Source organism: Ruegeria sp. C9, from assembly GCF_056537585.1.
This window is the reverse complement of record NZ_JBQFRU010000003.1, coordinates 487,894-511,624: the sequence shown is the minus strand read 5'-3', so window position 1 is coordinate 511,624 and position 23,731 is coordinate 487,894. Positions and strand designations below refer to the sequence as shown.

Sequence of the window (23,731 nt, the reverse complement as noted above, 5' to 3'; positions counted from 1 at the left end):
AGACCCCATGACCGAAGCCTATATCTATGACGCCCTGCGCACTCCGCGCGGCAAGGGCCGCAAGGATGGCAGCCTGCACGAGGTAACCTCGGTGCGCCTGTCCGCCCTGACCCTGAACGCAATGAAAGAGCGCAATAATCTGGAAGGTCACGCCGTGGAAGACGTGATCTGGGGCAACGTCACGCAGGTGATGGAGCAAGGCGGCTGTCTGGCGCGCTCGGCAGTTCTGGCTTCGGATCTAGATGAATCGATCCCCGGTCTGGCGATCAACCGTTTCTGCGCCTCGGGCATGGAAGCTGTGAACTTGGCGGCAAACCAGGTCAAAGGCGGCGCGGGTGAAGCCTATATCGCAGGCGGTGTCGAGATGATGGGCCGGGTGGCCATGGGCAGCGATGGTGCGGCGATTGCCGTTGACCCGTCGTTGGCGATGGAAACCTATTTTGTGCCGCAAGGTATCTCGGCTGACATAATCGCAACTGAATATGGGTTCAGCCGCGATGATGCCGATGCTCTGGCCGTTGAATCCCAAAAACGCGCAGCAGCGGCTTGGGAAGACAATCGGTTTGAAAAGTCGGTGATCACCATCAAAGATCAGAACGGTCTGACCATTCTGGACCGCGACGAGTACATGCGTCCCGGCACAGACATGCAGTCGCTTGGCGCGCTGAACCCGTCTTTCGCAATGATGGGTGAGCAGATGCCGGGCTTCGACAAGGTGGCGATGATCAAATACCCGCATCTTGAGCGGATCAACCACATACACCACGCGGGCAACAGCTCGGGCATCGTGGACGGTGCGGCCGCTGTGCTGATCGGCAATAAGGAGTTCGGCGAGAAATACGGCCTTAAGCCGCGCGCGCGCATCAAGGCAACTGCCAAGATCGGCACTGATCCGACCATAATGCTGACCGGTCCGGTTCCGGTGACTGAGAAAATTCTGGCCGACAACGGAATGAAAATCGGTGATCTGGACCTTTTCGAAGTCAACGAAGCCTTCGCCTCGGTCGTGCTTCGGTTCCAGCAGGCGTTTGATGTTGATCCGGCGCTGGTTAACGTCAACGGCGGCTCGATCGCGATGGGTCACCCGCTGGGTGCAACCGGCGCGATGATTATCGGTACGCTGCTGGACGAGCTGGAGCGTCAGGACAAGGAAACCGGTCTGGCCACGCTCTGCATCGCATCCGGTATGGGTGCGGCAACAATTATCGAGCGCGTCTGATGCCCAAACTGGATCTTTCTCAGATACCGTTCAAAGGCGGTTCATCTTATCCCGGCAAGTTAGCCGAGGCCACCGCGGGTCGTTTTGTCCAGCGCGTCGGAGATGCAGGCGGGCTGACCCAATACGGGGTCAACATCGTACGTTTGGAGCCCTCGGGGCTATCCTCGCTGCGCCATTACCACATGGAGCAGGACGAGTTTGCCATCATGCTCAGCGGCAAATGCATGCTGATCGATGATGATGGCGAGCATGAGATGCTGCCCGGTGACTGCGCCGCTTGGCCTGCAGGTGAGACCAATGGCCATCACCTTGTGAACAAAACCGACGCGCCCGCAACCTTTCTGGTGGTGGGCACCCGGACCCCGACAGAGACCGGCTATTACAGCGATATAGACATGATGGTGAAAGATGATGAGAACGGATTCTCTTTCACTCGCAAGGATGGCAGCCCGCTGACGGCTGACCAGATTGGAGATGACAATGACTGATTTCACCCTCAGCAAAGACGCCGATGGCGTCGCCTTCATCACCTGGGACGTTCCCGGCAAATCCATGAACGTCCTGTCGCGCGAGGCCTTCACTCTGGTCGGTGATCTGATCGATCAGGCGCTGGCGGATGATGAGATCAAGGGCATCGTTATCACCAGTGGCAAAGAAGGGTCGTTTGCAGGCGGCATGGACTTGAGCACGCTCGCCACGATCCGACAGGAGGCCGGCGACGAACCCGCGCAGGCACTGTTCGATTTCGTCATGAGTGGCCATAACATCCTGCGTCGGCTGGAACTGGCAGGCATGGACCCCAAGTCCAAAAAAGGCGGCAAGCCGGTCGCCTGTGCCATCAACGGCACCTGCGCAGGGATCGGGACCGAGATCGCATTGGCCTGTCATCACCGTGTGATGACCAGCAATCCGAAATCCAAGATCGGCCTGCCTGAGATTCTGCTGGGTATCTTCCCCGGTGGAGGCGGCACCATGCGCTACAGCCGTATGGTCGGCGCAATGGCGGCGGCACCCGTCTTGCTTGAAGGCAAGATGATGGACCCGAAGAAGGCCAAAGGCGCACAACTGATCGACGCGGTGGCGGATGATCCGGTTGCGGCGGCCAAGGAATGGGTACTGAACGCCAAGGAAGCTGATCTGGTAAAGCCGTGGGATGCCAAGGGCTACAAGATGCCCGGCGGCGCTCCCTACCACCCCGCCGGTTTCATGACCTTCGTGGGCGCAAGCGCCATGGTGAACGGCAAGACCCAAGGTGCCTTCCCGGCAGCCAAGGCTCTACTGAGTTCGATCTATGAAGGCGCGCTGGTTGACTTTGACACCGCCTTGAAGATTGAGGCGCGCTGGTTCACCAACGTGCTCATGAACCCGTCTTCGTCAGCGATGATCCGGTCGCTATTTCTGAACAAGGAGGCGCTGGAGAAAGGCGCAGTGCGACCCAAGGATGTACCCGATCAGCGGGTCAAGAAAGTCGGCGTTCTGGGCGCGGGTATGATGGGTGCCGGTATCGCGTTAGTCTCGGCACAGGCCGGGATGGAGGTTGTGCTGATCGACCGCGATCAGGAGGCCGCCGACAAGGGCAAGGCCTATAGCGCAAACTATATGGATAAGGGGATCAAACGCGGGAAAGCGACGGCTGAGAAAAAAGAGGCCCTGCTGGCCCGTATCACCGCCACGCCCGATCTGGAGCACCTGAAAGGCTGCGACCTGATCATCGAAGCGGTGTTCGAAGACCCCGGCGTCAAGGCTGAAATGACCAAGAAGGTTGAGGCGATCATCCCCGAGGATTGCATCTTTGCGTCGAACACCTCGACCCTACCGATCACAGATCTGGCCAGGGCAAGCGTACGGCCCGAGCAATTCATTGGCATCCACTTCTTCTCACCGGTCGAGAAGATGTTCCTGGTCGAAATCATCAAAGGCAAGGAAACCGGTGATCGTGCTGTCGCCAAGGCGCTGGACTATGTGCGCCAAATCCGCAAGACACCGATCGTGGTCAATGACGCGCGCTTCTTCTACGCCAACCGCTGCATTATTCCTTACATCAACGAAGGTCTGCGGATGATCACCGAAGGCGTCAGCCCTGTTCTGATCGACAATGCGGCGCGTCAGTTGGGCTTCCCCGTAGGACCCATTCAGCTGAACGACGAAACCTCGATTGACCTGGGGGCCAAGATCGCCCGCGCTACTAAGGCAGCTATGGGCAACGCTTACCCGGAAAATCCGGGCGATGATCTGATCTTTTGGATGGAAGAACAAGGTCGTCTGGGTCGCAAGGCCAATGCAGGATTCTTCGACTATGACGACAAAGGCAAACGCGTCGAGTATTGGAAGGGCCTGCAGGACAAATACCCACATGCCGCAAACCAGCCCGACCTGATCGAAGTGCAGGAACGTCTGATGTTCGCGCAGGTTCTGGAAGCCGTCCGTGCGCTGGAAGAAGGTGTTCTGGAAGATATCCGCGAGGGCGACGTGGGTGCGATCCTTGGCTGGGGCTTTGCCCCGTGGTCCGGTGGCCCGCTCAGCTGGTTGGACATCATTGGTACGCCCTACGCCGCCGAACGCTGCGATCAACTTACCGAAGCCTATGGTGAGCGCTTTACCTGCCCGCCGCTGCTGCGTGAGATGGCGGAAAAAGGTCAGAGCTTCTATGGCCGCTTCAACCCCGAAGCACAGGCCGCCTGAACAGACAAAGCAGGCGCATGAACCCATGCGCCTGCTTTATTCTTATACACGTACTATTGCAGCTGCCATTCAGGCCGCAAGAACAGCGCAGGCATATTGGGCCGCCCCGGTCGCCCGGGTCGACGTACGCCCAACGCAGGCCGAATCGGGAAAATCGGTTCTTGCGGAATGGGTGCAGGTAACGCGGCCAACGGGTTGGTCAAAGCCGAAAGGTTCCCTTTGCCGGTCACGGCCTCGATCAGAAGATCGGCGTGTTCAGCATCCGCGACTTCATAGGCCTCAGGGTTTCGACTTGACCCGGTATTCATGCGACCGGACGGGCAATAAGCCTGAAATCCGCCCTCGATAAAAACCAGCTCATCCTCGTCAAAGAATAATGACGTGACATCGAATGACTGCGCAGGCGTGCTGGATTCAAGACGCCCCACCCCGCTGAGCATTCGAGCTGGAATGATCGAGACCCCCTCGATTCCAACACCAAGCTTGCCTTGATCCAATGCCATACCCTGTTCCGGCATCAGCCAGACTGGGCGCCCATTATAAGCTGCTCGGGATGGCACAAGGATCGGCAGATGCTCGGGCCGACGCTCGTCTCCAGCCACAACAATGCGGTCGACGCAAACGCGCCTCAGTTCTTTGAATCCATGGTCCCGTGTCCGCACCAGATCACCTGCAACCAGTCTTTCGACCCGTTTCCAGCCCCCTGTTGTGGACACTTTGGTTCCGTGCAGCAATCCCCCACGACGCGCTGATGCGGCCTGTCCCACAAAGGCCTGTCGGCCTTTAACTTCACGTTTCGAATACCCCGAAACACTCACTAACTCTAACACGTGCCGTCCCCCTGTTGGCACCTTCAAACAACTCAGAAGGTCTTAGAGTTGTGCCTCAATTGGACTTAGTTTTGCCACATTTGAGGCCAAATTAGGCCAGTTTCGCCGCAATTTACTGGTTTTGAATAAACAAATCAGTATTCCGAACGGGCTTTGATATGCATCTCGAAACGATACTATGACGGATACAAGCCGATTCTATTCCGTTCTTACTGCGCCGCCTGCTGTAGCGAGGATATCCGCCGCTCCCGCCACCCAAGCAGCACTCCGGCAGAGGCGATCATGCCAATACCGATAATTTGCATCTGCCCGACGGACTGCCCAAACGCCACCCAGGCAAAGAGCGGGCCAAATATCATGACCGAGTATTCAAAGACTGCGACATATGATGGCTCACCCAGTTGATAGGCTTTGATCAGCATAAAAACGGCAATTGTTGAGCCCACGGCCTGAACCACTACCCAAGGCAACGCGTCTTGCATCGGCCAAACCCAACCGCGCATCGCGAAGCCATCCGGCCCGACTGGCACGCCAACCGGAAACAGGGCAAGCCAGATCAGTCCGATCGCCCCCGCAAGCCCCAGTGTGACAACCATCGCCGCCAGCAGCGCAACAGTGCTTTCGTCGGAACAGTGGGTGCGCGTTACAACAGCGCTGAGTGCGTAAAAGAAGCCACCAGCGACTGGCAGTAGCGTCTTTACGTCAAATGATGTCGGGTCCGGCTGCAATACGCACAGAATTCCCGAAAACCCCAATAAAACAGCCACGATCCGCCAGGGACCTATGCGCTGCTTCAACAAAAGGGCCGAAATCAACAGCACGAATATCGGCGATGTGAATAACCCGGCAAGCGCCTGAGCGATGGGCATCAATGCCAGCGCGCTGAAATAGAAAAGCATTGCCAAGGTGATCAACACGCTGCGCACCGCGACGACACCAATCCGCCGGGGTCTCAAGGTGCCCAAACCCAATATCGACAATACCGCGATCAGCGGCAGCATCAGTAAGGCGCGACTTAGGTGAAACTGCCAAAGCCCCACGCTCTCGGCCACGCGGATCACGAAATTGTCGATCACGCCGATAATAGACATGGCCGCAACCATCAGCAACGACGCCATGATTGAATGGGTTTGTTGTTGTGACTGCATCCGCGCCTCTGCCCTTAATCAGCCCGTTCTGGCCGAAACTTGCCCGGCACACTCAGCACATTTCACAAACACTGCGCAACAGGTTTGCGCCGCTGGTTTTCGCCATGCTAAGCTTGGCGCAAAATAATATTCGAGCAGCATTACCCGATGACCGCACTCAAACAGTACCAGCGGATCGAAGCCACCGGTCTGTGGCGTCCCTCGCCCGATGAGCAACGGCGCGAAGTAGTCGTATCGATTGGTGAAGCCACTCTGACGATTTCTGACTTCAATGACAGCGCGCTGACCCATTGGTCGCTGGCGGCGCTAGAGCGACAAAACCCCGGAACCTACCCTGCAATATTCAATCCCGACGGCGATCCCGGCGAAACACTGGAGCTTGCAGAATCTGAAACCACAATGATCGAAGCAATTGACCGGCTGCAGCGCGCCATCGACCGTGCCAGACCACATCCCGGACGGCTGCGTTGGCTCAGCGTTGCAGGGGTTGTTCTGGCGGTCTTGGCAGTGCTTTTGTTTTGGCTACCCAGCGCACTGCAGCGCCATGTTGTTTCGGTAGTGCCAGAGGTCAAGCAACAAGAAATCGGCGATGCAATCCTGCAGCGGATCGAAAGGGTATCAGGCAAGGCTTGCTCTTCGCCTGATGCGCAAGCGTCGCTGGATCAGCTGGCGCGCCGCACCGGTGTCCGCCAAATCGTGATCCTACCAGCAGGTCTGCCTGACAGCCTGAGCCTGCCGGGTGGAACCGTACTGCTAAACCGGACACTGGTCGAAGATCACGAAGACCCAGCCGTTGCCGCCGGATACATCATAGCCGCACGCGCGCGGGCAACTCAGCAGGAACCGCTGGACGATCTGTTGGACCGTACAGGCCCGAGTGCCGCATTTCGGTTGCTGACCACCGGCGAATTGACGCCCGAGATCGTGGACACCTACACCGAGCAGGTTCTATCCGGTCCGCAGCCGCAGCTAAGCGATGACGTACTGCTCGCGGTTTTTGCACAGACCGCCCTGCCCTCGACCCCATACGCCTATGCGCTTGATATCACAGGCGAGTCCGTTCTTGGATTGATAGAAGCCGATCCGATGGCGGGTCGTACTTTGGAACAGGTACTGCCCGACCGCGATTGGGTCCGGCTACAGAATATCTGTGGGCAATAGCACCTATTTGGTCCCGAACATCCGGTCGCCAGCGTCACCTAGTCCAGGCATAATGTAACCCTTTGAGTTCAGCTCACGATCCAGCGCGGCCGTGACGATTTTGACATCCGGGTGCGCCTCTTTCATGCGCGCGACGCCCTCGGGGGCAGCCAGCAGGCACAGAAAGCGGATATCTTTCGCCCCCTGCTCTTTCAGCAAATCAATGGCCGCAGCCGAGCTGTTGCCGGTTGCCAGCATCGGATCAACAGCAATGACCAAACGGTCCGTCAAACCCTCGGGAGCTTTGAAATAGTATTGGACCGGCTTCAGCGTCTCTTCATCCCGATAAAGCCCCACGAACCCCACTCGGGCAGAGGGGATCAGCTCCAGCACGCCGTCCAACATCCCGTTTCCGGCCCGCAGGATCGATACCAGCGCCAATTTCTTGCCCGCCAGAATGGGAGCGTCCATTTCTTCCATCGGGGTTTCGATATGGCGGGTGGTCAGCGGCATCTCGCGGGTGACCTCATAAGCCAGCAAAAGCGTGATCTCGCGCAGCAACTGCCGGAACACAGCGGTTGAGGTGCCTTTGTCCCGCATGAGCGTCAATTTGTGCTGCACCAATGGGTGGTCGACGACGGTCAGGTGATCGCTCATGATGTCTCCAGTCTTTTCTTGACCCGCGCGCGGGTCTCTTCATCGCAAAAGGCCGCGTTCAGGGCTGTTTCATTCAGGGCAGCAAAATCTTCGGCTTGCCAGCCGAACGCTGCATTCAGCATCTCATATTCGCGCCGCATCGTGGTATGAAAAAACGGCGGATCGTCAGTGGATACCGTGACGTTGACGCCTGCATCACGCAATTTCGCGATGGGATGGGCGGCAAAATCAGGAAACAGGCCCAGTACCACGTTTGAACCCGGGCAGACCTCAAGCGTTATGCCCCGGTCAACTAACTCGTACACAAGATCCGGGTCTTCGATGGCGCGGACGCCATGGCCTACGCGCTCGACCCCCAGATCACGGACGGCATCCCGAACACTCTCTGGACCGCCAAATTCACCGGCATGGGTCGTCAATCGCAACCCAGCCTCGCGCGCGCAGTCAAAGGCCAATTTGAAATCGCCCTGCGTTCCGACGGATTCGTCGCCGCCCATACCAAATCCGGTAATCCAGTCACCTGCAGTTTCAGCCGCACAATGGGCGCTGGCCTTGGCTTGCTCGGGTCCAAAATGGCGCACGCAAGTGATGACACCACGCAGGGTGATCCCGAATTTGCGCTCGGCCTCGTCTGCGGCGTCCTGAATCGCAGTCAGGTAATCCTTCCATGCATGCAAATCGCCACCGCCGCAGAAATCCGGGCTAAGGAATGTTTCGGAATACACCACACCATTCGCGGCGCTATCTTCCAGAATGGCCAGCGTCAGGCGGCGGAAATCTTCAGGCGTTTTCAGCACCTCGCACGCAGCCTCATAAACGCTAAGGAAATGGGCAAAGTCGCGGAAATCATAAGAGCCGTCGGGTTTGAATATCCCGCTCAGGTCCACTCGTTTCTCATGGGCCAGTTGGCGTATGAAGCTAGGCGGAGCGGCGCCTTCATGGTGCAAATGTAATTCGATCTTAGGCAGGTCAGCGACTGTCATAGAAAAGTCCTTCCCGGCCCTTGCGCCGGTATGTTCAGGTGGTGCGCGATACTGGCGGCGATATCGGCAAAGTTCACTGCACCAATCTCACCCGCCCCCTGTCCGGCGATCAGCACGGGCACTTGTTCGCGGGTGTGGTCAGTGCCGCTCCAACTGGGGTCGTTGCCGTGGTCTGCGGTCAATAGCAACAGATCACCGGGGCGCAGTTTTTGTAGGATCGCGCCAATTTCACGATCGAACCATTCCAGCGCACGGGCATAGCCGCTGATATCGCGCCGATGGCCATACAGGCTGTCGAACTCGACAAAGTTTGCAAAGGTCAGGCTGCCCTCTTCCGCCTCATCAACGAGGTCCGAAAGGTGACGCATCAACTCTTCGTCCGAACCCTTTCGCAGCGTGTCGATCCCCTGCATTGAAAATATATCGCCAATCTTGCCCACCGCATGCACACGGCGACCGGCATCCTGTGCCCAATTCGTCAGAACGGGTTCTGGCGGAACGATGGCAAAATCCTTGCGGTTGGTTGTCCGGGTGAACCCCTTTTCGGGCGTTCCGACAAACGGTCGGGCGATAACGCGGCCCACTTTCAACTCGTGCAATCGAGGCGCCAGTGAGCGGCACATATCCAGCAGTCGGTCGAGCCCAAAGCTGTCTTCATGCGCGGCAATCTGGAATACGCTATCGGCAGACGTGTAGCAGATCGGCCAGCCGGTACGTATATGCTCGGCCCCCAGTTCCGAGATAATCGTCGTCCCCGAGGCATGGCAGTCGCCTAATATTCCGTCGGTCCCCGCTGCCTCGGCGGCAGCCTTGCTTAGCGTTTCGGGAAACGCTGGCTGGCGATCCGGGAAATAACGCCAGTCCCATGGCACAGGTAAACCCGCCAGTTCCCAATGCCCTGATGGCGTATCCTTTCCCGGAGAATATTCACGTGCGCAACCCCACAAGCCCGTCGGCGCGGCCTCAAGGCCCGGCGTCGGTGCGCCCGAGGCCAGACGGGTCGCCGCCCCCAGCCCCATGGCATCCAGGTTGGGCAGTTGCAACGGTCCGCTCCGCCCTTCTTCCGCGCGCCCCTCGGCACAAGCTTGTGCTATGTGGGCCACTGTATTCGCGCCTGTATCGGGTTTGGTGCCGTTGTAAAACTGAGCGGCATCCGGCGCGCCGCCGATACCAACCGAGTCCATTACCACAAGGAAAGCGCGGCTCATGCGCAGATCCTTTCGTGGATTTGCGGCGGTTGCGCGACCGGTTCGTCACTCAGCGAAATAGCATCCAGTACCACCGCCGCAGCCCTTTGCGCCGCATCTTCCCGCCCCGCATGAACAACCGCCAAAGGAGCGCCTTTGGTCACCTTATCTCCGACCCTCAGAATGCCCGACAAGCCAACCGCCGGATCAATCTCATCGCTCTCGATCTGGCGCCCACCGCCTAGGGCCACGACTGCGAGGCCCAGCGCCTCGCCATCAATAGACGAGACATATCCGCCATGCGGAGCATGAACTTCCCGGATCACATTGGCCTCCGGCAAAAACCGATCCCATGTGTCAACGAAATGCACCGGTCCACCCACGGCAGCCATCATGCGTCCGAACCGTTCGGCTGCACGACCATCGCGGATCACTTGGGCTATACTGGCGTTTCCTTCCTCTGCCGTAGCGCACATACCGGCATCCGCCATGAGAACGCCCCCCAACTCGGCCGAGATTTCCGCCAAAGGCGATCCCTGCCCGCTGGTTAGCGCCTTCATCACCTCAGCCACCTCCAGCGCGTTGCCCAGCGCGGACGCAAGGGGCTGACTCATGTCGGTGATCACGGCGGAAGTCCGGCAACCAGCGGCATTAGCCGTTTCGGTCAAGGCCTGCGCCAAATTGCGTGCCTCATCGAGTGTCTTCATGAACGCGCCGCTGCCCACCTTAACGTCCAGAACCAACGCATCCGGGCTAGCCGCCAGCTTCTTGGACAGGATTGATGCCGTAATCAGGTCAAGGCTCTCCACCGTCGCCGTCACATCGCGCACCGCATACAGCCGCTTGTCCGCAGGGGCGATCTGGCCCGTTGCCCCCACGATGGCTGCCCCGGTGTCTTTCAGCACTTGCGTCAGTCGCGCCTGCCCGATCTGAGTGGTCACTCCCGGTATGGCCTCGAGCTTGTCCAGAGTGCCCCCGGTATGGCCCAGACCACGCCCCGAGATCATCGGCACATACGCCCCGCATTCCGCCAAAGCCGGGGCAAGCAGCAGGCTGACGCAATCGCCGACCCCACCGGTCGAATGCTTGTCGACCACCGGCCCGTCCAAATCCCACGTCAGCACCTCGCCGCTGTCGCGCATGGCAACAGTCAGATCAGCCCGCCCATTGGCCCCCAGACCGCCCATACAGACAGCCATCGCAAAGGCCCCGGCCTGCGCGTCACTGACGCCACCATCGGCCAGGCCTTGCGCGAACCACATTAGTTCGCCGCCAGTTGGTACTTCCTGACAGCGAAGTTTGGCGATGATCGAGCGCGCATCCATGAAGTCAGACATCCTCCATATGCGACGCGTCGAACGCACCGGGCAATAGATCGGCAATCGTGGTTTTGGTTTCCAGACCATCAACCGTCGCCATTGTAACGACCACATCCCCGTTTCCGAATTCGGCCAGTTTCTGACGGCATCCACCACATGGGGGCACCGGCTGCGGGCTGCTGGCGACCACGTAGACCTCGGTCAGTTCTTTTTCACCAGCGGCGACCATTGCCGCGATTGCCCCGGCCTCGGCGCACGTACCTTCGGGGTAAGCAATATTTTCGACATTGCAGCCAAAATAGATCACACCTGAACTGGACCGGATCGCCGCCCCGACCTTGAAATTCGAATAAGGCGCGTGGGCATTTTCCCGAACGGCCAAAGCTGCATCTTTCAAAGACATGGCGAATCCCAATTTTTGATCATCTGGTCAGAATATCATACCCTACTGGAAAGCGACGGGGGAATTGAAGCCCCCTTGACGCCATTATCCACTTCTTCTTGGACCTAACCCAACGTCGTATTGAAGGTCCCCGGTAAAGTCACCTCAAGCAGTTCCACATCCTGCGAGGGGTCTGACAGCCGTGTTCGCATTCCCGGCGGGATGACGAAGGCATCGCCTTGTTCCAACCGATAGAGCTCGCGCCCTTCACCCTCAAGAGTCACCTCGCCGGTCATCACGAAGGTAAAGTGTATGTCGGTGTCGTGGCTGGCCCATTGAGGGTTACCCTCGCCCCGGCGCACGACCTGAACGCCCGCCACGCCTTTGGTATTCTCGGCAATCGTCGTGTCACGACAGATGTAACCGGGCAAACGGAATGGCACCCATTCTGCCCCGTTCGCCTGATTGTAAACGAACCGCTGCCCATCCCATTCCCGATCCGGGCGGAAATGCGGTGTGGGCAGTTCCATCTCATGATCAATCTCCGTGACATGCTCGGCTGGGACACCAATCTCGATCACCTGAACGTTGTCTGACGCTTCCAGCACGCGGTGGCGGATTTCAGGCGGCTGAATAAAGCAATCGCCTGCCGTCAGGCGCATCTTGTCGCCCTGATCTTCGTAGACCACATCGACCCAGCCGTGGATGCAGAAGATCAGCTGAAATCCGACTTTGTGGAAATGCACCATATCGGGCACAGGACCACCATCTGGGATACGTATATGGCTGGCGATAATCGATCCGCCCAGCCGGTCCGGCACGAGATCGCGATAGTGCATCCCTGCCCGTCCAATGATCCACGGCGCCTGATCCTTGAGCCTACGGACAACAAAAGAGTGGACCGTATCCGGCATGACCAGCGGCGGGTTCAACTCGTCAATCTCGATCCGGGTGCCGTTTGGGGCTACAAGACTTCGTTGACCTTCTGCAAAACCATCTGGATCGGATGTCAGAATGCGCAACGTTCCCGCCGCTTCAGCTGCATCTTTCTCGACCCGCAAGCGCAGACCGTGACCAGAGAACACGGCAACCCGAGGGTCATCTGCCGGATAGATCATATCCATCCGCATCCCCAGTACCTTGGTATAAAACGGGATATCGTTGCGCAGTTCCTGCGTCGGCAGTCGGATTTCAGCGCGCGTGAGGGAGTCGCCGGTATTGCTGGTCATTCTGTTTCTCTTCGGATTTTGGTTTTGGCCATCCGATCAGAACAGCAGCCAAAATGCCAATCGAAAAGTACATCTCCAGCGTTTCTTCCATCACGAACAAACGTGCAGCCATCGCAACCGAAAGGTATTCTTCGAACAATCCGCTGATTTCCTCAAGAAGCTGAGCCAGCACCGCAACACTTCCAGCCAGGAAAAAAATCATCAAAAAAGGCGCGCGGATCTTCAGTGCCTTAATTCCGTTCGGTATCCCATGCCAGAGCAAACCACCAATGACGATCGCAGCCAAAACGATCCTTACTGCAGTCACATCAAGCAATAAATCAACCCAGTTTAGCACCACGAAAGGCGCGCTGCCTTCTGTGTACACCTCCGCCTCCAATTCGCGCTCGGCCAACAGCAGGCAGACCACCGCGATGTAAAGCCGCGAGATGACTCGGAAGCGTACCAACGCGACCAAACCGGCAGCCAGTAACGCAGAGGCCGATATCGTCTCAATCAACCCACCTTCCTGGATGAAAGCCGCAGCCGCTTCGGGCCAAATCATAACCACAAAAAGAAATGAAACCGCCGAAACAAGCACAACAAAGAAGACATTCCGATTGGCACCAATCCTGATTGAAGGGTTGGCAAATTGTGCACTAGCACAAGCTTTGTCTTCATGACGCATGATAAGGTCCGCCGCTTCTGGTGTCCGTCAGGTTCCCCGGAATTGGCTGTACATAAAAACGATGCAGCAACTCTCAACCAACGTTTCGTTAACGTATCCGTGAGGCCTGTCTCTGACCGCGGTCCGAGGCGACATAGCCAAGCGCTGAGAAATAGTTTAACCATCAAACGAATATTGGAACGGAGTTGTATTACCGATGTCTGACACACCGAACCTGAGACAGGCCGCGCTTGACTATCATGCGTATCCAAAGCCCGGAAAGCTTGAGATCAAGGCAACCAAACCAATGGCAAATGGTCGGGACCTTGCGCGGGCATATTCGCCAGGCGTCGCCGAAGCCAGTCTTGAGATAAAGGACAACGCCGCCAATGCTGAGAAATACACGGCCCGCGGCAATCTTGTTGCGGTTGTTTCAAACGGCACCGCAGTTCTGGGCCTTGGGAATATAGGCGCATTGGCCTCGAAACCGGTGATGGAAGGCAAGGCCGTCCTGTTCAAAAAGTTCGCAGGCATCGATTGCTTTGATATCGAGGTGGATCAGCCTGACCCAGAAAAGCTGGCAGATATCGTCTGCGCCCTGGAACCTACCTTTGGCGCGATCAACCTTGAAGATATCAAGGCACCGGATTGTTTTATTGTCGAAAAACTGTGCCGGGAACGGATGAACATCCCGGTGTTTCATGACGATCAGCACGGCACGGCAATCGTTGTTGGTGCCGCAGCTAAAAACGCCCTGTATGTGGCAGGAAAGAGCTTCGAGGATATCAAAGTAGTTTCGACCGGCGGCGGTGCTGCCGGGATCGCCTGCCTCAGCATGTTGGTGAAGCTCGGCGTTAAACGCGAGAATATCTGGCTGTGCGACATTCACGGGCTGGTCTATGAAGGCCGCGCCGAGGATATGAACCCGCACAAAGACCAGTTTGCACAGAAAACCGATCTGCGCACTCTGGATGATGTGATCGGAGGGGCCGATCTGTTTCTGGGTTTGAGCGGACCAAATGTGCTCAAGCCTGAGATGGTCGAGAAGATGGCCAAGACCCCGATCATCTTTGCGCTGGCCAACCCAACTCCGGAAATCCTGCCACAGGCGGCGCGCGAAGTTGCCCCTGACGCGATCATTGCGACCGGTCGCAGCGACTTTCCGAACCAAGTGAACAACGTGTTGTGCTTCCCGTTTATCTTCCGAGGTGCCCTGGACGTGGGCGCGACTGAAATCAACGACGAGATGCAGATCGCCTGCGTCGACGGCATCGCCGACATGGCCCGCGCGACGACGAGCGCTGAAGCCGCGGCGGCCTATAAGGGTGAGCAGCTGACTTTTGGTCCAGATTACCTGATCCCAAAACCCTTTGACCCGCGCTTAGTGGGGGTCGTTTCGTCATCGGTTGCACAGGCGGCTATGAAGAGCGGGGTCGCAAAACGACCCATTGATGACCTCGAGGCCTACAAAGAGCGCCTGAACCAGACCGTGTTCAAATCTGCACTGTTGATGCGGCCAGTGTTCGAAGCCGCAGCCGTCGCATCGCGTAGAATTGTCTTCGCAGAAGGCGAGGACGAGCGTGTTTTAAGGGCTGCGCAAGCGATATTGGAAGAAACCACGGAAACCCCGATCCTGATCGGGCGACCGGACGTGATCAGCGCACGGTGCGAAAGGCTAGGCCTGACAGTACGACCGGGGCAGGATTTTCAGATCGTGAACCCTCAGGACGATCCCCGTTACTACGATTATTGGAATTCGTACCATCAAATAATGCAGCGTCGGGGGGTCACTCCGGATCTGGCCAAGGCCATCATGCGCACAAACAACACCGCCATTGCAGCAATCATGGTGCATCGCGGTGAGGCGGACAGCATGATCTGTGGCACTTTTGGTGAGTATCGCTGGCATCTTAACTATGTCGAACAGGTTCTGGATGATGGCGATTTGCGCCCGCATGGCGCGCTTTCGCTGATGATTCTGGAAGATGGCCCTCTGTTCATTGCAGACACGCATGTAAGACAATTGCCGACACCAGAAGAACTTGCCGAATCCACCATTGGAGCTGCTCGTCACGTGCGGCGGTTCGGGTTGGAACCCAAGATCGCATTTTGTTCGCAATCGCAATTCGGCAATCAGGCCGAGGGATCAGGCAAGCGGCTGCGGGCTGCGCTTGAGATTCTCGATTCCGAGCCACGCGACTTCAGCTATGAAGGCGAGATGAACCTTGATCTGGCTTTGGATCCTGAATTGCGTGCACGTATCTTCCCGAACTCGCGTTTGGAAGGCTCTGCAAATGTCCTGATCTTCGCCCATGCGGATGCGGCAAGCGGTGTGCGCAATATCCTGAAGATGAAAGCGGACGGGCTTGAGGTAGGTCCAATCCTCATGGGAATGGGAAACAAGGCGCATATCGTAACGCCCTCGATTACGGCCAGGGGACTGCTGAACATGGCGGCCATCGCAGGTACGCCAGTCGCGCACTACGGATAAGCCCAGCGCCTATATCATTACGTATACATGACCGGGCACCAGATTAGGTGCCCGGTTTGATTCTGTTAGCGCCAGAACATTTGCAGCAATAAATTTGCAGATTTGCAAATCTTTGCGTGTGACACTCAGAAATCTGCTCAGATCAGAGGATTTGCAAAAATTTGCAAGCCAAACTGCAAGGTTCTGCAAAGATTTTGCGATAAACTGACGCGCCGTTATGCGCATCGCTTGCTCGAAACACCCACGATGCCTAACACATAGCTCAAGGAATTTGGGAGGAGGCCATCATGGCATATCAGGACGTCTACGAGAGCTGGAAGAACGACCCCGAAGCATTCTGGATGGATGCAGCCAAGGGGATCGATTGGGTTCAAGCGCCCAGCAAAGCTCTGTTTGACGACAATGCGCCTCTTTACGAATGGTTCAGCGATGCCAAGGTAAATACCTGCTGGAACGCCGTTGATCGCCACGTGGAAAATGGTCGTGGTGAGCAAACCGCGATCATCTATGACAGCCCCATTACTCATACCAAACGCGAAATCTCATACGTCGAGTTACGCAATCGGGTTGCTAATCTGGCTGGCGCGCTCCGTGCAAAAGGTATTGAGAAAGGTGACCGCGTCATCATCTACATGCCTATGATCCCCGAAGCGCTGGAGGCAATGCTGGCTTGCGCCCGGCTAGGAGCAGTCCATTCAGTGGTATTCGGCGGCTTTGCCAGCAACGAACTGGCCGTACGTATCGACGATGCGAAACCCAAGGCGATCATCGCTGCCTCATGCGGGATGGAGCCGGGACGCGTTGTGCACTACAAACCTCTGCTGGATGGCGCGATCGATCTGGCCACCCACAAACCCGAGTTTTGCGTAATATTCCAGCGCGAGCAGGAAGTCGCACAACTAATCGAGGGGCGCGACGTCAACTGGCACGGTTTTCAATACGGTACGGAGCCCGCAGAATGTGTACCAGTCAGCGGCAATGATCCAGCCTATATCCTCTATACATCCGGCACCACTGGTGCGCCCAAAGGCGTCGTGCGCCCGACTGCCGGCCATTTGGTCGCGCTGAACTGGACGATGAAAAACATCTACAATGTCGATCCGGGAGATGTGTTCTGGGCGGCTTCGGATGTCGGCTGGGTCGTTGGCCATTCCTATATCTGTTATGCCCCGCTGATCCACGGCAACACGACGATTGTTTTTGAGGGCAAGCCCGTCGGAACACCTGACGCCGGAACTTTCTGGCGCGTGATATCCGAACACAAGGTCAAAAGCTTCTTCACTGCCCCAACCGCCATTCGTGCCGTAAAACGCGAAGACCCAAGCGCAGAATTGATGGCGAATTACGATCTATCCTGCCTTAAGGCTCTGTATCTTGCAGGAGAGAGGGCTGATCCAGATACGATCATCTGGGCGCAAGATGCGCTGAAAGTTCCGGTCATCGATCATTGGTGGCAAACCGAAACTGGCTGGACCATCGCTGGCAACCCGCTCGGAATCGAAGAGCTTCCGGTCAAGCTGGGATCACCTGCCAAGCCTATGCCGGGCTATGACGTTCAGATCCTGGACGAGGGCGGCCATCCTATGAAACCGGGCGAGTTGGGCGCGATCGCAGTCAAACTTCCGCTTCCGCCAGGCACATTGCCAAACCTATGGAATGCTGAGGCGCGCTTCAGAAAATCCTACCTTGAGCATTTTCCCGGCTATTACGAAACCGGTGATGCGGGCATGATCGACGAAGATGGGTATCTCTATATCATGGCCCGTACCGATGACGTGATCAACGTCGCCGGGCACCGACTTTCGACGGGCGGGATGGAAGAGGTGTTGGCCGCTCACCCCGATGTGGCAGAATGCGCTGTGATTGGGGTATCTGATCAACTGAAAGGCCAGATGCCTGTCGGTTTCCTGTGTCTGAATGCCGGATCCGACCGAAATCACGCGGAGGTGGTAACCGATGTGGTCCAGATGGTTCGTGACAAAATCGGCCCAGTCGCTGCGTTCAAGAAAGCAGTGGTGGTGGATCGTCTGCCCAAGACACGCTCGGGCAAGATCCTGCGTGGTACGATGGTGTCGATCGCGGATGGCAAGGCGTATAAAATGCCTGCCACAATCGATGACCCAGCAATTCTGGACGAGATCACGGTGGCCCTGCAAACTATCGGCTACGCACAGTAATTTCACGGTACGATCAAGTGGAGCGCCTTACGGCGCAACCGATTTGCGCTGTCGCGCGTGTGCGAGGCTCTGCCTCGCGCTCCGAGATATTTTTGGCCAGATGAAGGTTGGATCCGTTTTGCGATTGCGGGGCTTGTCATTGGGTCCTCCTCACCTCAGTTTGAGGTGAGGAGGACGAGCATGACACAGGGCGATATCTGGCGTTTTGATGCAACAGAATTGGCTGCGCTGACCCAAGCTGGCGAGTTGAGCGCAGAAGAGGTGATCAGTGATGCATTGGAGCGGATGCATCAGGTAAATCCCTCGCTGAATGCTGTCGTGGACGATCTGGGCACAGAAGCGTTAGAGCGTGCATCTGCGCTTGATAAGGCGCGCCGCAATAGTGCCTCGGTTGGGCCGCTGCACGGGGTCCCCGTGACCATAAAAGTGAATGTCGACCAGAAGAACCATGCCACTACAAATGGTGTGGTTGCCTTGAAGGATGTCATTGCCCCTGATGACGCCCCGGTGGTTTTAAACTTGCACAATGCGGGGGCCATTGTCATCGGGCGGACCAACACGCCCGAATTCTCGTTCCGCGCTGACACGGATAATCCACTTCATGGGCGCACGCACAATCCTTGGGGCCGCCATATCTCGCCCGGCGGGTCGTCCGGGGGCGCGGGGGCTGCGGTCATGGCGGGCATCGGCGCACTGGCTCATGGCAACGATATCGGAGGTAGCTTGCGGTTCCCTGCTGCAGCCAATGGTGCGGTTACAGTGAAACCGGGGCTGGGCCGCGTACCGGCCTGGAACCCCAGCCAGAAGGTGGAACGCGGGATGCTGGCACAATCGATGTCGGTACAGGGCTTGATCACAAGAAGCGCAAAGGACCTGCACCTTTCGATGCCCAGCCTGATCGCCCCGGACGCCCGCGACCCCTTCCATGTGCCAATGCCTTGGCGCGGCGCGGGGCCGGACGTCCCAATCAAAGTTGCGTTCACCAAAAATACGTTCGAATACGCTTTGCACCCCGAAGTGGACAAAGCGCTAAGTACTGCTCGGGAGGCGCTGGTAGATGCCGGATATATAGTTGAAGACATTGATCCGCCGGATGTGTTCGAATGCGGGCGCATCGGCTATCGCGCGCTGATGGGTGAAGTGCTGACGTTGATGAAAAACGATATCGAGGCAGCCGGGTCTCAAACCATTCGCGATATTTTCGAGGTTTATTTTCAGGAGTTTCCTCCGATCGTAGGCGACGATCTGATTCAGGCGTTGGCGCAACGCAGCCATTATGCGCGCCAATGGTCGCTATTCATGCAGGAATATCCTTTGGTCCTGTCTCCTTTCCTGCCGCAACCGTTCTTCAGACCCGATCGTGATACCGAAGGTGCCGAAGGCGTTCATGAGGTGTTAGGATGCGCGGTCTATTCTTATGCGATGAATTTCCTCGGGCTGCCCGCCGCCAGCGTTCCCGCACGCTTGGCCGAATTGCCGAATGGGCCGCAACCGATCAATGTTCAGATTGCTGCTCGACGCTGGCGTGAGGACATGGCGGTGGATGCAGCGGTCGCGATCGAAGCGCGTGTGGGGCAGATGGCTCCGATTCTGTGGGATCGAATGAGCGCGCAAACCTGAGACATCGTCACTCAGGCCTCACAAATGAAATAGACCCCGGGATTTTGTCCCGGGGTCCGCATACTAAAATATGCCCGGATTAAGATGACGAGCGTAGCACCACCCACCCTCGCCAGCGCGAAAACTGCGCAACCATTCGAAAACACCTTTAGATGGCCACTCACTTCCACCTCGGCGTGTTCTCCGGGCAACTTGAAGTTAACAAACCCTTATCGCGTTGCATGTGAACTGGTTCACACAAGCGGTGGAAAAATGATCAACACGCTGAGATTTAAGTAAATTGTTCGGAGATCAATCGTTCTTCCAGGCCGTGGCCAGGGTCAAATAGAATACGATGCTGGATCGCAATCTCAGACCTGATCTCGACCCAATCGATATCCGGAAACGATATGGAATCGGCCGCAACGATAACCGGGCGTTTGTCAGCCTCGATCACATCGAATCTGACTTTCGCAACTTTCGGCAGCAAGGCGCCACGCCACCGCCGGGGGCGAAACGCGGCGATTGGCGTCAATGCCAGAACGTCCGCGCCAATGGGTACAATGGGTCCGTGAGCGGAATAGTTATATGCGGTTGAACCCGCCGGCGTGGCAAGCAATGCACCATCACACACGAGTTCGGCCATGCGTACCCGCCCATCAACGCTGATCCGCAACCGCGCTGCCTGCGGCCCCGCACGAAGCAGCGAAATCTCGTTGATTGCAAGTGCTTGGTGCTTTTGGCCCGCCTGGTCCATTGCAGTCATCGCCAATGGATTGATGACTTCTTCCTCTGCCTCTGCTAGCCGGGCCATCAGATCAACTTCGGCATATTCGTTCATCAGAAACCCGATGGTACCGCGATTCATTCCATAAACCGGCTTGTCCAAATGCTGGACGCCCTGCAGCGTCTGAAGCATGAAGCCATCACCACCCAGCGCCACCACAACATCTGCGTCTCTCGGCGCTGCATTTCCGTAGCGCGCCACAAGCGCATCCCGGGCGGTCTGCGCAACCTTGGCATCGCTGGCCAGAAAGGCGATTCTCTTTGTCATGTTTTATAGTTTCCAGTGCTGCACATTTGGTTCCGAAACAAACATACCTTTCCGCAATAGGCCAGAGTTGACGCCATAGAGGGCCATTTCGTCGCTTTACAACCTTTCTGACACACGTCGTTTCCGATAGGAAATCCGCCAGATACACCCCAGCCATGCGGAGCGCACATGAACGCCAATCTTCGTGACAACGGATTTTTCACCCAGTCCCTCGCGGATCGTGACCCCGAGCTGTTCGGCTCGATCACATCTGAATTGGGCCGCCAGCGCGACGAGATCGAACTGATCGCCTCGGAGAACATCGTCTCTGCCGCCGTGATGGAGGCGCAGGGCTCGGTCATGACCAACAAGTATGCCGAAGGTTATCCGGGCCGCCGGTACTATGGCGGTTGTCAGTTCGTCGACATTGCCGAGAACCTGGCTATCGACCGTGCCAAGCATTTGTTTGGGTGTGAGTTTGCCAACGTCCAACCGAATTCGGGATCGCAGGCGAACCAAGGTGTATTTCAGGCGCTGATCAAGCCCGGTGACACCATTCTAGGAATGTCGCTGGATGCAGGTGGTCACCTGACCCATGGTGCGGCGCCGAACCAGTCGGGCAAGTGGTTCAACGCGGTACATTATGGCGTGCGCAAGCAGGACAACCTGATCGACTATGATCAGATTGAAGCGCTGGCAAAGGAACATAACCCCAAGCTGATCATCGCCGGAGGCTCGGCCATCCCGCGCGTCATCGATTTTGCCCGCATGCGTGAAATCGCCGATATGGTCGGCGCCTATCTGCATGTGGACATGGCCCATATCGCCGGTCTGGTTGCCGCAGGCGCGCACCCTTCGCCCTTCCCGCATGCGCATGTGGCCACCACCACCACGCATAAAACCCTGCGCGGCCCGCGCGGCGGCATGATCCTGACCAATGATGAAGCGATTGCCAAAAAGGTAAACTCGGCGATCTTCCCGGGCATTCAGGGTGGCCCGCTGATGCATGTGATTGCTGGCAAGGCCGTTGCCTTTGGCGAGGCACTGCGTCCTGAGTTCAAGGACTATATCAAGCAGGTCGTTGTGAATGCGCAGGCCCTTTCAGATCAGCTGATCAAGGGTGGCCTGGACACTGTGACCCACGGCACCGATACCCATGTGGTTCTTGTCGACCTGCGCCCCAAAGGCGTTAAAGGCAACGCAACCGAGAAAGCTTTGGGCCGGGCACATATCACCTGCAACAAGAACGGTGTGCCGTTCGACCCCGAAAAGCCGACGATCACCAGCGGTATCCGTCTGGGCTCGCCCGCCGGAACCACCCGCGGTTTTGGTGAGGCCGAGTTCCGCCAGATCGCAGACTGGATCATCGAAGTGGTCGACGGTCTGGCCGCAAATGGCGAAGACGGAAACGGTGCGGTCGAAGCCAAAGTTAAAGCCGAAGTCGCCGAACTTTGCGCGCGCTACCCGCTTTATCCGAATCTCTGATCCAATACGGATCTTAGAACAGAAAACGGCGCCCTGATCGGCGCCGTTTTTCTTTGAGGCGTGCAGCGGTCAGATATACCCGCGCCATCGTAGTACGAACACAGCCAACACCGCCAACACGATCAGGCCCAACGCAAGCGAACCAAGAAAGCTCAGGAACCATCCCCAACGTCGATCTGCCAGATTGATCGCGTTCAGGTGGCCTTGCACCTCGTCCGACGCTTTTTCGAGCCGGGGCATATCCAAAACCATCCGCAGTTTGGGATGCTCGGCCATCTGCTCGGCCTCTGCCAGAACCAAGGCCTGTTTATAGACCTTGCGCGGCAAACGCCGCTTTGCGCGCCGGACCGAGGCAATCAGGGTCTTGTCTTTCACGCCAAGCTTTTTACGCAGCAACCGAATGGTCTCTGCGATCCGGGTCTGGATATCGATTTCCTGCGTCATTGGCGCCTCCTGACGGGACAATGTAGCCGCGCGTCACACCGGCGACAATGGGGCTGGTTGTTCCGCGCGGTGACGCGTATCACAGAAGCATGCTGAATACGATCATCCATGGCGACCCGACCGATCATCCGCCCCTGCTGATAGCGCATGGCCTCTATGGTTCGGCGCGCAACTGGGGAGTCATTGCGCGGCGACTGTCGGACGAAAGACAGGTGATCGCCGTCGATATGCGCAATCACGCCTACAGCTTTTGGGATGCTCAGCATGGCTACCCGGATTTGGCGCATGATCTGGCAAAGGTCATCGACAGCGTTGGCGGCATCGCCGATATCGTCGGGCATTCCATGGGTGGAAAAGCTTCGATGGTGCTGGCGCTGGAATATGGCGATCTGGTGCGCAAGCTGGTCGTCGCTGACATCGCACCAGTGGCATACAGCCACAGCCAGATTCAATTCATCGAGGCAATGCGGGCGGTCGATATGTCCCGCGTTCAGCGTCGTTCAGATGCCGAAGCACAGCTGGCCGATCTGAGCGTCGAAAAGGCGCTGCAGAGCTTTTTTACGCAGTCTTTGGATGTTGAGGGAGGCCGCTGGCGGCTGAACCTGGATGTACTGGCCAGCGAAATGCCAAAGATCATGGGCTTCCCCGAGATTTCGACCCATTGGGACGGCCCTGCTCTGTTCCTGTCCGGCGCAGCATCAGATTATGTGCTGCCCGAACACCGAGAGCAGATTCGCACCCTGTTTCCTGCAGCTCGCTTCGCCAAAATTCCCGGTGCGGGGCACTGGCTGCACGCCGAGAAACCCCGCGAATTCGAATCTGCAGTCAGGACCTTCTTGAACGCTTAATCAAGCGCCTTGATACAGGCGTTTTGCCACCAGCCACGACACCGGCGCGGCAACAACCGCCCCTGCTGCTGCGGCGGAAACGATGGCCATCCAGGTCACCATTCCAACCGCTAGGACCGCAATCACGGCAGAACCCGCGATGGCTGTGGCGATCAAGGAATAAAGCGTGGCTGCTAGGCGTATCATGGCCAGTATCCTGTGTTTAAGCTTCTGGCCTTTACATTACAGCAAC

Annotated in this window: 21 protein-coding genes; 9 read left to right on the top strand and 12 right to left on the bottom strand. The window is 57.4% G+C overall.

What is annotated here, in order from left to right:
• The first annotated feature begins 7 nt into the window (after positions 1–7).
• From ACR0NE_RS10785 to ACR0NE_RS10775, 3 genes are read left to right on the top strand one after another with little or no spacing between them, the layout of a single operon-like run.
• The gene (locus ACR0NE_RS10785; RefSeq protein WP_170420896.1) at positions 8–1,219 is read left to right on the top strand and encodes an acetyl-CoA C-acetyltransferase; all 1,212 of its coding nucleotides are present in this window, start codon (positions 8–10) and stop codon (positions 1,217–1,219) included.
• On the top strand, positions 1,219–1,707 hold the full coding sequence (locus ACR0NE_RS10780) for a cupin domain-containing protein (protein ID WP_170594818.1): 489 nt from the start codon (positions 1,219–1,221) through the stop codon (positions 1,705–1,707). The genes ACR0NE_RS10785 and ACR0NE_RS10780 overlap by 1 nt, the downstream gene beginning before the upstream one ends.
• A complete protein-coding gene (locus ACR0NE_RS10775) occupies positions 1,700–3,901 on the top strand; it encodes a 3-hydroxyacyl-CoA dehydrogenase NAD-binding domain-containing protein (protein ID WP_170594816.1) in 2,202 nt (733 codons plus the stop codon). The genes ACR0NE_RS10780 and ACR0NE_RS10775 overlap by 8 nt, the downstream gene beginning before the upstream one ends.
• A gap of 53 nt (positions 3,902–3,954) precedes the next feature.
• On the opposite strand, the gene ACR0NE_RS10770 is transcribed toward ACR0NE_RS10775, so the two are convergent.
• The gene (locus ACR0NE_RS10770; RefSeq protein ID WP_480439192.1) at positions 3,955–4,731 is read right to left on the bottom strand and encodes a Hint domain-containing protein; all 777 of its coding nucleotides are present in this window, start codon (positions 4,729–4,731) and stop codon (positions 3,955–3,957) included.
• A 209-nt stretch (positions 4,732–4,940) separates the two neighbouring features.
• Positions 4,941–5,879 carry a DMT family transporter gene (locus ACR0NE_RS10765; protein WP_170594814.1) on the bottom strand — a complete coding sequence of 313 codons (939 nt, stop codon included), beginning with the start codon at positions 5,877–5,879 and terminating at the stop codon, positions 4,941–4,943.
• 147 nt (positions 5,880–6,026) lie between these two features.
• Between ACR0NE_RS10765 and ACR0NE_RS10760 the strand changes: the two genes are divergently transcribed.
• Positions 6,027–7,040, top strand: coding sequence for a hypothetical protein (locus tag ACR0NE_RS10760; protein WP_170594812.1), 1,014 nt, complete (start codon positions 6,027–6,029; stop codon positions 7,038–7,040).
• Positions 7,041–7,043: 3 nt separating this feature from the next.
• Here ACR0NE_RS10760 and upp read toward each other — a convergent pair whose 3' ends face one another.
• The 7 genes from upp to ACR0NE_RS10725 form a co-directional block, all read right to left on the bottom strand.
• Positions 7,044–7,676 (bottom strand): uracil phosphoribosyltransferase, encoded by a 633-nt coding sequence (gene upp / locus ACR0NE_RS10755; RefSeq protein ID WP_170391930.1) that lies wholly within the window; start codon positions 7,674–7,676, stop codon positions 7,044–7,046.
• The gene (locus ACR0NE_RS10750; protein WP_170594810.1) at positions 7,673–8,659 is read right to left on the bottom strand and encodes an adenosine deaminase; all 987 of its coding nucleotides are present in this window, start codon (positions 8,657–8,659) and stop codon (positions 7,673–7,675) included. Before ACR0NE_RS10750 ends, upp begins: the two co-directional genes overlap by 4 nt.
• Positions 8,656–9,867: a phosphopentomutase gene (locus ACR0NE_RS10745; protein WP_170594808.1), complete on the bottom strand. Its 1,212-nt coding sequence runs from the start codon at positions 9,865–9,867 to the stop codon at positions 8,656–8,658. The genes ACR0NE_RS10750 and ACR0NE_RS10745 overlap by 4 nt, the downstream gene beginning before the upstream one ends.
• A complete protein-coding gene (locus tag ACR0NE_RS10740; protein WP_170595304.1) occupies positions 9,864–11,171 on the bottom strand; it encodes a thymidine phosphorylase in 1,308 nt (435 codons plus the stop codon). The genes ACR0NE_RS10745 and ACR0NE_RS10740 overlap by 4 nt, the downstream gene beginning before the upstream one ends.
• A gap of 4 nt (positions 11,172–11,175) precedes the next feature.
• Positions 11,176–11,568, bottom strand: coding sequence for a cytidine deaminase (locus tag ACR0NE_RS10735; protein ID WP_170391936.1), 393 nt, complete (start codon positions 11,566–11,568; stop codon positions 11,176–11,178).
• 104 nt (positions 11,569–11,672) lie between these two features.
• A complete protein-coding gene (locus ACR0NE_RS10730; RefSeq protein ID WP_170594806.1) occupies positions 11,673–12,776 on the bottom strand; it encodes a cupin domain-containing protein in 1,104 nt (367 codons plus the stop codon).
• On the bottom strand, positions 12,739–13,170 hold the full coding sequence (locus ACR0NE_RS10725) for a hypothetical protein (protein WP_170594804.1): 432 nt from the start codon (positions 13,168–13,170) through the stop codon (positions 12,739–12,741). The genes ACR0NE_RS10730 and ACR0NE_RS10725 overlap by 38 nt, the downstream gene beginning before the upstream one ends.
• A gap of 469 nt (positions 13,171–13,639) precedes the next feature.
• Here ACR0NE_RS10725 and ACR0NE_RS10720 point away from each other — a divergent pair, with 469 nt between their 5' ends.
• The 3 genes from ACR0NE_RS10720 (at position 13,640) to ACR0NE_RS10710 (ending at position 19,710) form a co-directional block, all read left to right on the top strand.
• Positions 13,640–15,913, top strand: a complete 2,274-nt coding sequence (locus tag ACR0NE_RS10720; protein WP_170391942.1) for an NADP-dependent malic enzyme — start codon at positions 13,640–13,642, stop codon at positions 15,911–15,913.
• Positions 15,914–16,200: 287 nt separating this feature from the next.
• Positions 16,201–18,090 carry a propionate-CoA ligase PrpE gene (gene prpE, locus ACR0NE_RS10715; protein WP_170594802.1) on the top strand — a complete coding sequence of 630 codons (1,890 nt, stop codon included), beginning with the start codon at positions 16,201–16,203 and terminating at the stop codon, positions 18,088–18,090.
• Positions 18,091–18,270: 180 nt separating this feature from the next.
• Positions 18,271–19,710 (top strand): amidase family protein, encoded by a 1,440-nt coding sequence (locus ACR0NE_RS10710; RefSeq protein WP_170594800.1) that lies wholly within the window; start codon positions 18,271–18,273, stop codon positions 19,708–19,710.
• A 271-nt stretch (positions 19,711–19,981) separates the two neighbouring features.
• Here ACR0NE_RS10710 and ACR0NE_RS10705 read toward each other — a convergent pair whose 3' ends face one another.
• Positions 19,982–20,743, bottom strand: a complete 762-nt coding sequence (locus ACR0NE_RS10705; RefSeq protein ID WP_170391948.1) for an NAD kinase — start codon at positions 20,741–20,743, stop codon at positions 19,982–19,984.
• 168 nt (positions 20,744–20,911) lie between these two features.
• Between ACR0NE_RS10705 and glyA the strand changes: the two genes are divergently transcribed.
• Complete coding sequence (glyA, locus tag ACR0NE_RS10700; protein WP_170594798.1) at positions 20,912–22,207, top strand: serine hydroxymethyltransferase; 1,296 nt, start codon at positions 20,912–20,914, stop codon at positions 22,205–22,207.
• A gap of 69 nt (positions 22,208–22,276) precedes the next feature.
• Here glyA and ACR0NE_RS10695 read toward each other — a convergent pair whose 3' ends face one another.
• Complete coding sequence (locus tag ACR0NE_RS10695; protein ID WP_170594797.1) at positions 22,277–22,651, bottom strand: hypothetical protein; 375 nt, start codon at positions 22,649–22,651, stop codon at positions 22,277–22,279.
• Positions 22,652–22,740: 89 nt separating this feature from the next.
• Between ACR0NE_RS10695 and ACR0NE_RS10690 the strand changes: the two genes are divergently transcribed.
• Entirely contained in the window at positions 22,741–23,499 is a 759-nt protein-coding gene (locus ACR0NE_RS10690; RefSeq protein ID WP_170594794.1) for an alpha/beta fold hydrolase, read from the top strand.
• Here ACR0NE_RS10690 and ACR0NE_RS10685 read toward each other — a convergent pair whose 3' ends face one another.
• Entirely contained in the window at positions 23,500–23,685 is a 186-nt protein-coding gene (locus ACR0NE_RS10685) for a hypothetical protein (protein ID WP_170391965.1), read from the bottom strand.
• Between the last annotated feature and the right edge of the window lie 46 nt (positions 23,686–23,731).

Excerpts from the sequence above, each read along its gene's own strand:
- ACR0NE_RS10705 (WP_170391948.1), bottom strand. The coding sequence starts at position 20,743 with ATGACAAAGAGAATCGCCTTTCTGGCCAGCGATGCCAAGGTTGCGCAG.
- ACR0NE_RS10735 (WP_170391936.1), bottom strand. The coding sequence starts at position 11,568 with ATGTCTTTGAAAGATGCAGCTTTGGCCGTTCGGGAAAATGCCCACGCG.
- ACR0NE_RS10720 (WP_170391942.1), top strand. The coding sequence starts at position 13,640 with ATGTCTGACACACCGAACCTGAGACAGGCCGCGCTTGACTATCATGCG.
- ACR0NE_RS10745 (WP_170594808.1), bottom strand. The coding sequence starts at position 9,867 with ATGAGCCGCGCTTTCCTTGTGGTAATGGACTCGGTTGGTATCGGCGGC.
- ACR0NE_RS10765 (WP_170594814.1), bottom strand. The coding sequence starts at position 5,879 with ATGCAGTCACAACAACAAACCCATTCAATCATGGCGTCGTTGCTGATG.
- ACR0NE_RS10760 (WP_170594812.1), top strand. The coding sequence starts at position 6,027 with ATGACCGCACTCAAACAGTACCAGCGGATCGAAGCCACCGGTCTGTGG.
- ACR0NE_RS10710 (WP_170594800.1), top strand. The coding sequence starts at position 18,271 with ATGACACAGGGCGATATCTGGCGTTTTGATGCAACAGAATTGGCTGCG.
- ACR0NE_RS10690 (WP_170594794.1), top strand. The coding sequence starts at position 22,741 with ATGCTGAATACGATCATCCATGGCGACCCGACCGATCATCCGCCCCTG.
- ACR0NE_RS10750 (WP_170594810.1), bottom strand. The coding sequence starts at position 8,659 with ATGACAGTCGCTGACCTGCCTAAGATCGAATTACATTTGCACCATGAA.
- ACR0NE_RS10730 (WP_170594806.1), bottom strand. The coding sequence starts at position 12,776 with ATGACCAGCAATACCGGCGACTCCCTCACGCGCGCTGAAATCCGACTG.
- glyA (WP_170594798.1), top strand. The coding sequence starts at position 20,912 with ATGAACGCCAATCTTCGTGACAACGGATTTTTCACCCAGTCCCTCGCG.
- ACR0NE_RS10740 (WP_170595304.1), bottom strand. The coding sequence starts at position 11,171 with ATGGATGCGCGCTCGATCATCGCCAAACTTCGCTGTCAGGAAGTACCA.
- ACR0NE_RS10775 (WP_170594816.1), top strand. The coding sequence starts at position 1,700 with ATGACTGATTTCACCCTCAGCAAAGACGCCGATGGCGTCGCCTTCATC.
- ACR0NE_RS10785 (WP_170420896.1), top strand. The coding sequence starts at position 8 with ATGACCGAAGCCTATATCTATGACGCCCTGCGCACTCCGCGCGGCAAG.
- prpE (WP_170594802.1), top strand. The coding sequence starts at position 16,201 with ATGGCATATCAGGACGTCTACGAGAGCTGGAAGAACGACCCCGAAGCA.
- ACR0NE_RS10685 (WP_170391965.1), bottom strand. The coding sequence starts at position 23,685 with ATGATACGCCTAGCAGCCACGCTTTATTCCTTGATCGCCACAGCCATC.
- ACR0NE_RS10695 (WP_170594797.1), bottom strand. The coding sequence starts at position 22,651 with ATGACGCAGGAAATCGATATCCAGACCCGGATCGCAGAGACCATTCGG.
- ACR0NE_RS10780 (WP_170594818.1), top strand. The coding sequence starts at position 1,219 with ATGCCCAAACTGGATCTTTCTCAGATACCGTTCAAAGGCGGTTCATCT.
- upp (WP_170391930.1), bottom strand. The coding sequence starts at position 7,676 with ATGAGCGATCACCTGACCGTCGTCGACCACCCATTGGTGCAGCACAAA.